We start from the raw sequence: 7,132 nt of genomic DNA, 5'->3' as shown, positions 1-7,132 counted from the left end.
GTCGTAAACCCGGGCAATCCGATATCGTGACGCAGCGCAAAGAATCGGATGTGGTAGAGTTTCTGTCTGGAATTTTTGAAGGACAGACTACGGGTACGCCCATTGGTTTCATCATCAAAAATACCGATCAGAAATCAAACGATTATTCCCATATTAAAGACGTTTACCGACCTAGTCATGCCGATTACACCTACGATAAAAAATACGGCGTGCGCGATTATAGAGGCGGCGGACGAAGTTCGGCAAGGGAAACTGCTTGTAGGGTGGTGGCTGGTGCCATTGCGAAACAAATGTTGAAAGACGTTAAAATACATGCCTATACATCTTCTGTTGGCGATCTGTTTTTAGAAAAACCTTACCAAGATCTTGATTTTACCAAAATTGAAAGTAATACTGTACGTTGTCCCGACGAAACTATTGCTAATCAGATGATTGAAAAGATCCGGGCGATTAGGAAAGAAGGCGATACCATTGGTGGAACAGTCACTTGTGTGATTCAAAATCTACCCATCGGACTTGGAGAACCTGTCTTTGATAAATTGCATGCCGAACTTGGTAAGGCCATGCTTTCCATTAACGCTGTAAAAGGTTTTGAATATGGGAGCGGGTTTTGTGGTGCCAAAATGAAAGGGAGTGAACACAACGATCAATTCAACGAAGATGGCAGCACTAAAACAAATTTATCGGGAGGCATTCAAGGGGGTATCAGTAATGGGATGGATATCTATTTTAGAGTGGCGTTCAAGCCGGTTGCCACAATTATCCAGAAACAAAACACACTCGATAATAAGGGTGATATTGTAGAAATGCAAGGTAAAGGAAGACATGATCCTTGTGTTGTGCCAAGAGCTATTCCTATTGTTGAAGCAATGGCGGCCTTGGTTCTAGCAGATTACTCACTCCTGCGCAGGCAGGAGTCTCATGAATAAAAAGATGGCCCTTGAATGTTTATTCTATAAAGTCTATATTTTATTCAATACACATGCGACAATACGTCCAACAGAGGCAAACCACTTTAGTGAACAATAATAGGATACTATTTGCGTAGGTCCGAGCCTCATGGCAAATTAAGACAAACGAAAAGTTTTAAAAAATAATTATAAAAAAGATTCCCGCCTTTGTCGGAATAAAGACTTATGAAGAAACTAGCACTACATTGGAAAATCGTTATCGGAATGGTCCTTGGTATTATATGGGCACTATTGTCCAGCTATATGGGCTGGAGCTCGTTTACCATCAATTGGATTGATCCGTTTGGCACCATCTTTATCAATTTATTGAAACTGATTGCGGTGCCTTTGGTGCTGTTTTCCATCATCGGTGGGGTTGCCAATATTGGAGATCCTTCAAGTTTGGGAAGAATGGGAGGAAAGACGTTGCTCCTTTATCTCGCCACCACTGTTTTTGCTATTTCCTTAGGTCTAATTTTAGTGAACACCATAAAACCTGGGAAGCTTATTGACGAGCAAAGCCGAATAGACAACCGTATCAATTACGAAATTTGGGCCAGTTCTCAAGGCCATGAAATCAAAGATGGCATCAATTATTTAAAAGATCCTGCATTTTTTGAAAGAGCACAACAGATTTCCGAATTGACCAAACAAGATTTAAGAGAGGTATCAGTATCAGACAAGCTGGCCACCGCGGTCAAAAGAAAGGACACAACGCCTTTACAGCCATTGATTGATATCGTTCCGGACAACTTCTTCTATTCGCTGTCCAACAACGGACTGATGCTGCAAATTATCTTTTTTGCGATTTTCTTTGGGGTATGTTTATTATTTATTCCTAATGAAAAATCGGCACCGGTTTTAAAACTGGTAGACGGCATAAATGAGGTGTTCCTTAAGATGGTTGATTTGGTAATGCAAGCCGCCCCATTTTTCGTTTTTGCATTGTTGGCTGGCGTGGTAAGTAAAATGGCAGGAGATGATATTGGAAAAGTAGTAGAAATATTTAAAGGCTTAAGTTGGTATTCCTTAACCGTTCTAACCGGACTTCTCATCATGATATTCATAACTTACCCGTCAATTTTAAAAGTATTTGTTAGAAAAATCCCTTATGCCGGTTTTTTTAAGGCAATGAGTCCCGCGCAAACTTTGGCATTTTCAACATCCAGTAGTGCTGCCACTCTTCCGGTTACTATGGAATGTGTTGAGCAAAACTTGGGTGTTGATAAAAAAATAAGCAGTTTTGTTCTGCCGATTGGTGCCACGGTCAATATGGATGGAACGAGTTTATACCAGGCCGTAGCAGTTATCTTTTTGGCCCAACTGCACATGATTGACTTGACCATAGGACAGCAATTGACTGTGGTTATGACCACAACATTGGCGTCTATAGGATCTGCAGCAGTTCCAAGTGCAGGTTTGGTGATGTTGATAATCGTGTTGGATTCCGTAGGACTTAATCCTGCTTGGATTGCCATTATTTTCCCGGTAGACCGTATTCTTGATATGTTCAGAACCGTGGTCAACGTTACTGGAGATGCAGCAGTATGTGCTATAGTGGCTGATGGTGAGAATATGTTGGATTATCAGGAAAATAAAGACCCAGCAGAAACTTTCGATTTGAAATCGTAATATCAAATATGCGCTGCACGCCTTCGATTGATTCTATTTTTTATTGCAGAAAAATTAAACAGGAAGATAGAAATCAAAATGAGCAAATAGCAAACCGCTTCAATAAAGCTGACCTTCTCGTCAAAATAGAAAATGGCGAACATGAAATTAATAAGTGGATTCAAATAAATAAACACGCCAACTACAGATGAGTTCAAGCCTCTTAAAGCATAAATATTAAGAAACATAGGAATGATGGTGAATACTATTGCAATTAGCGCCAACATTCCGTAGAAAAAAGGTGTCTTTTCGTTTGGAGAATCATAAGAGATGATGAATGGCAGAAGAAAAAGTACTGCAAAAAAGACTTGACTGGTTAAGACCAAAAAACGATCCAATTCTTGATTTTTACGTTGTAAGACCAAGTACAGAGCATACGTAAATGCAATGATCATACTGTAAAACAAATCCGTAAAATTGCCCAAGGACAGCAATAGACAGCCAATTAAACTCAAGATCACCGATACCCACTGCAGTTTAAAAAGTTTTTCTTTGAGTAATAAATAGGCAAGAACCATAGTCAATATTGGACAAATAAGATAGGCCAAAGACGTAGCGCTCACACTTACATTATTCATTACATAAATATAAATGTACCAGTTTAGTGCCAAAAACAAACCGCTTAAGATATTGATGACGATGATCCGTCGTTTGTCTTTTGCTGAAAGCGATTTAAAAAGTTTTATAGTAGTTTTCAATGCCTTAGGCCGGAGCGCTAAGGATACAAATACCATAATGAGCACGGAGCCGACAGTGCGATAACTAAGAATGTCAAAAGCTGAGAAGTCATCCAAGGATTTCAATACAAGACTGAAAAATCCCCAAATGGTAAAGGCTGAGATTACTGCTATATAGTACTTTGAATTCATTACGGGATTTTTCAATAAGCAGGCAAAGGTATTCTAAATACTTCTTCACATCATGTTAAAGTACCTTTAAATATGAACCTCTTATTTATGTCCAATTCCGACGAATGAAATAATACATTAACTATTTTTTATCATTTTAATTAGAGTCTTACAGAACATTATTCGATAGTTTTGTTAAGATGTGAACATTTTATGTTCGATAAAAAACCTTAGTGTTCTAATAAATTAAAACTCATGCAAAAATTATCCATAAGTGATATTATCTCAAAAATACGAGCAGAAGACCGCTTTCATGCTGTAGCTTCGGATTATTCCTTTACCATTAAAATTGACGATTATGTGCCGTATGCCTGCGCTGCCGTGCATAACGGCCACCAGTTCCGCAAAGAGCTATGGGCAAAGTGTCTGCATTCAGAATATGAACGCTGGTATGAAGAAGATCCAAAGACAAAGACCATGTTAAAACCTCATCCTATTGTAATCTCAGGAATGGATTCCCGATTTGAATACGATTTGAATAGAGATCCTGAGAACGCCATTTACGACGACGCTTGGGGAAAACAACTCTGGAAAGAACCTTTGAGCGTAGAAGAAAAATCTAAAAGCCTTAAAAAACATCAAAATTTTTATAAAGTAGTGTCTGCACTTATTAATCAATTGGAACTGAAATTTGGATGTTGTGTGGTTTATGATCTACACAGCTATAATTGGAAACGTTGGGATAGGGAAGTGCCAACTTGGAATTTAGGTACGGCCAATGTGGATAATAAACGCTTTGAAAACGACATAGAAGCATGGCGGGTACAATTGTCCAGAATCAAATTGCCCAATGAAATCCCAACAACCGCCAAAATAAATGACACCTTTCAGGGCAATGGTTATTTCCTGAAATTCATTACCAATAATTTTAATAACACTTTAGTTCTGGCTACCGAAGTGGCCAAAATTTATTGTGATGAACTTGGTCAAGTAGTCTATCCTGAAGTTGTTTCGGCCATCAGGAAAGGCTTAAAAAAGCAATTGCCCACGCATGCTTCAAATTTCCATAAAATACATTCTTCTTAAAATGATAAAGGAACACCAAATAGATGCTGAGTTGGTTCAAACAATTTGCAAGAACATTACTAAAAATGTTGCCGTAAATGCAGTCCTTCCCAAAAATGGTTTGCTGCATATTGACAAACTGTTGCCATTTATTTGCATATACAGATACAAAGAAATCGATGTTTATTTTTCGCGACTTCTAAAAACACAAGCCTCCTATCTGATTGTTGAAGAAAGCATCAATATTACACATTTATTGGAAGCCATCCGTTTGATTACTTCTGAGAAATTCGAAACCTTTTTAATTTTGGAATTATGGCCGAATAAGGGCGCATTAAAAAACCAATTTCAGATTTACGGTCCAAAAGATAAATCAACAGAAACTATAAATGCACTTGAGGAAGGGTTTAGTGAAATAAAAAAGACGCTGTCCAGAGTAAGCACTAAATTTATTCCAACAGAGTTTAGGCATCCCAAACACTTATCGCCATTGTTGGATATCAATACCTCTAAAAAATCGGGAACGCTTGTTATTGGAATTTCAATTCCTGCCGTTTATCAAAATACGGATACGAATGAGCTGTTCTCACTATTTTTCAGGAAATTCTACAGTATTTTTTCTGAAACTATCAAAAGAGCGGTTTATGAGTTTATAAGGGTGCAGACTACAGATGCCTTTGAGAATTACTTAATGCTAGGTAAAACCCATATTGATGCGGCCACCGTGGCATCAGATACACAACTTGCTGAAATAAGTGAACGCATGTCTTTTTTGTTGAGGGTGACCCCGGTGAACAGCAACGAGGAATGGGATAAGTTTGAACAAAATGAATTTACGGTCAAACCGTCATTCAAATATCGGTTGATTGCCATAGATCCTGAGTTGGAAAAACGCAAACTTTTCAACATTCCTATTGACCTTGTTGAAGATCCTACCCTTGCCTTTATCTTGCGAGGAAAACGGCTTGAAATAGAGAAACAGTTGATCATGCTTGAAGAGCGCGGGACCGATAATTTTCGGTTTATTGGTGAAAGTCTCTACGGAGTGATCCAGGAAGATGTTTTAGTTGCGGCAAAACACATTCTTAAAACCTATCCAAAAGGAGAGGTCATTGAGGGATCTAAACGTTTAAATTCTTCAGAATTTGCAGAACATGCTCAAAGAGAAATAGATTACTATGCAAATAAATTTCCAGACTTGGACCTTGGTATAGAAATTAGGGATGACGTAGCTGGCATTATGGTGTCAAAGTCAAAATTGCTGATTAATAATGAAATGGATTTGGATGCCAACAGATGTGATGCGTTGATACAACACGAAATTGGTACGCATATTTTGACCTATTGCAATGGTAAAAGTCAACCTTTAAAACAAATGTATGTTGGCTTTGAAGGATATGATCAGTTACAGGAAGGCTTAGCGGTAATCGCGGAATATTTGGTAGGCGGATTGACCGTAAACAGATTGCGTTTATTGGCAGGACGTGTCATTGCCGTACATTCCATGGTCAACAATGCCAGTTTTATAGAAACCTTTAATTTGTTAAGAACAGCTTATGCTTTTCCTAATCGCGTGGCATATTATATAAGCATGCGGGTTTACAGAGGTGGCGGACTGACCAAAGATGCAGTGTATCTTGCAGGTCTTATTGATTTGATGGCCTACCTTGAAAAGGGAGGGAAGTTGGAACCCCTTTATACGGGTAAGTTCAATACCACCCATATCGATTTAATTGAGGAATTACTTTACAGAAACGTAGTGAGAGAACCCATATTACCAAATTTTTTAGATCGGATTGAGGTAAAGGATCGCCTGAAAAAGTTAAGGAAGGGGATGAATATTGTTGATCTTGTACTTTAAAATAATGATAAAATGAAAATAGGATTTATAATAAATGACCACGCCACAGAAAAGTGGAATTATACCACTCCCGCTTTGGGCTATGCAGCTTATAAAAGAGGACATGAAGTATTTTTTATAGGAGTGGGCGAATTGTCTTATGCATCAAAAGGACATCTCTCAGTAAGATGTAAAACTATAAAAGATCGGGCTTTTAAAGGTGAAGAAACCTATTTTAAAGCCGTACAGAAAGAAGAATTCGTTAATTTATCTTCTAAAGATTTAGATGTTCTATTTCTTAGAAATAACCCTGCAGATGAAATCAATGAACGGGATTGGGCCTATAATGCCGCGTTCATTTTTGGGGAAATAGCCATGAGTAATGGCGTCTTGGTACTCAATCATCCAAGTAGTTTGGCGGGCGCAGTAAATAAAATGTATTTTCAGCATTTTCCTGAAATCCTTCGTCCAAAAACAATCATTACGCGAGACCACAATGAAATAAAGGACTTCTTTAAGGAACAAAAGCAAAAAATGATTCTTAAACCTTTACAAGGGTCCGGTGGCACGAATGTGTTTATGATGGATAAGAAAAACGAGCACAATCTTTCCCAAACTATTGATGCCATTTGCCGTGACGGTTTTGTCATTGCGCAAGAGTATCTTACAGAAGCTACAGGTGGCGATACGCGTTTGTTCTTGATGAATGGCGAACCTTTGCAGGTTGATGGCCAATACGCTTTAATGCAGCGTGTGAA

At 38.3% G+C, this 7,132-nt stretch carries 6 protein-coding genes; 5 read left to right on the top strand and 1 reads right to left on the bottom strand.

Annotated features, from left to right (window positions below):
- Together aroC and VLZ86_RS13775 are read left to right on the top strand one after the other, a co-directional pair.
- Positions 1 to 929: chorismate synthase (gene aroC / locus VLZ86_RS13780; RefSeq protein ID WP_325452322.1), on the top strand; the 929-nt coding region annotated here is incomplete at its 5' end.
- A 207-nt stretch (positions 930 to 1,136) separates the two neighbouring features.
- A complete protein-coding gene (locus tag VLZ86_RS13775; RefSeq protein WP_325452320.1) occupies positions 1,137 to 2,582 on the top strand; it encodes a dicarboxylate/amino acid:cation symporter in 1,446 nt (481 codons plus the stop codon).
- Between the two features lie 2 nt (positions 2,583 to 2,584).
- Here the strand turns inward: VLZ86_RS13775 and VLZ86_RS13770 are convergent, their stop codons facing one another.
- Positions 2,585 to 3,490, bottom strand: a complete 906-nt coding sequence (locus VLZ86_RS13770) for an EamA family transporter (RefSeq protein WP_325452318.1) — start codon at positions 3,488 to 3,490, stop codon at positions 2,585 to 2,587.
- 234 nt (positions 3,491 to 3,724) lie between these two features.
- Here VLZ86_RS13770 and VLZ86_RS13765 point away from each other — a divergent pair, with 234 nt between their 5' ends.
- The 3 genes from VLZ86_RS13765 to VLZ86_RS13755 form a co-directional block, all read left to right on the top strand.
- Entirely contained in the window at positions 3,725 to 4,555 is an 831-nt protein-coding gene (locus VLZ86_RS13765) for an N-formylglutamate amidohydrolase (RefSeq protein WP_325452316.1), read from the top strand.
- Position 4,556: 1 nt separating this feature from the next.
- Positions 4,557 to 6,395, top strand: coding sequence for a flavohemoglobin expression-modulating QEGLA motif protein (locus tag VLZ86_RS13760; protein WP_325452314.1), 1,839 nt, complete (start codon positions 4,557 to 4,559; stop codon positions 6,393 to 6,395).
- 12 nt (positions 6,396 to 6,407) lie between these two features.
- Positions 6,408 to 7,132, top strand: a 725-nt coding sequence (locus VLZ86_RS13755) for a glutathione synthase (protein ID WP_325452312.1), incomplete at its 3' end; no start/stop codon positions are given.

This window comes from Gelidibacter sp. (assembly GCF_035515035.1).
Taxonomy (GTDB): domain Bacteria; phylum Bacteroidota; class Bacteroidia; order Flavobacteriales; family Flavobacteriaceae; genus Gelidibacter.
The sequence above is the reverse complement of the archived record's forward strand: the minus strand, read 5'-3'. Positions and strand labels throughout refer to the sequence as shown.

Coding starts and splice junctions, on each gene's coding strand:
- VLZ86_RS13765 (WP_325452316.1), top strand. CDS start 3,725: ATGCAAAAATTATCCATAAGTGATATTATCTCAAAAATACGAGCAGAA.
- VLZ86_RS13775 (WP_325452320.1), top strand. CDS start 1,137: ATGAAGAAACTAGCACTACATTGGAAAATCGTTATCGGAATGGTCCTT.
- VLZ86_RS13770 (WP_325452318.1), bottom strand. CDS start 3,490: ATGAATTCAAAGTACTATATAGCAGTAATCTCAGCCTTTACCATTTGG.
- VLZ86_RS13760 (WP_325452314.1), top strand. CDS start 4,557: ATGATAAAGGAACACCAAATAGATGCTGAGTTGGTTCAAACAATTTGC.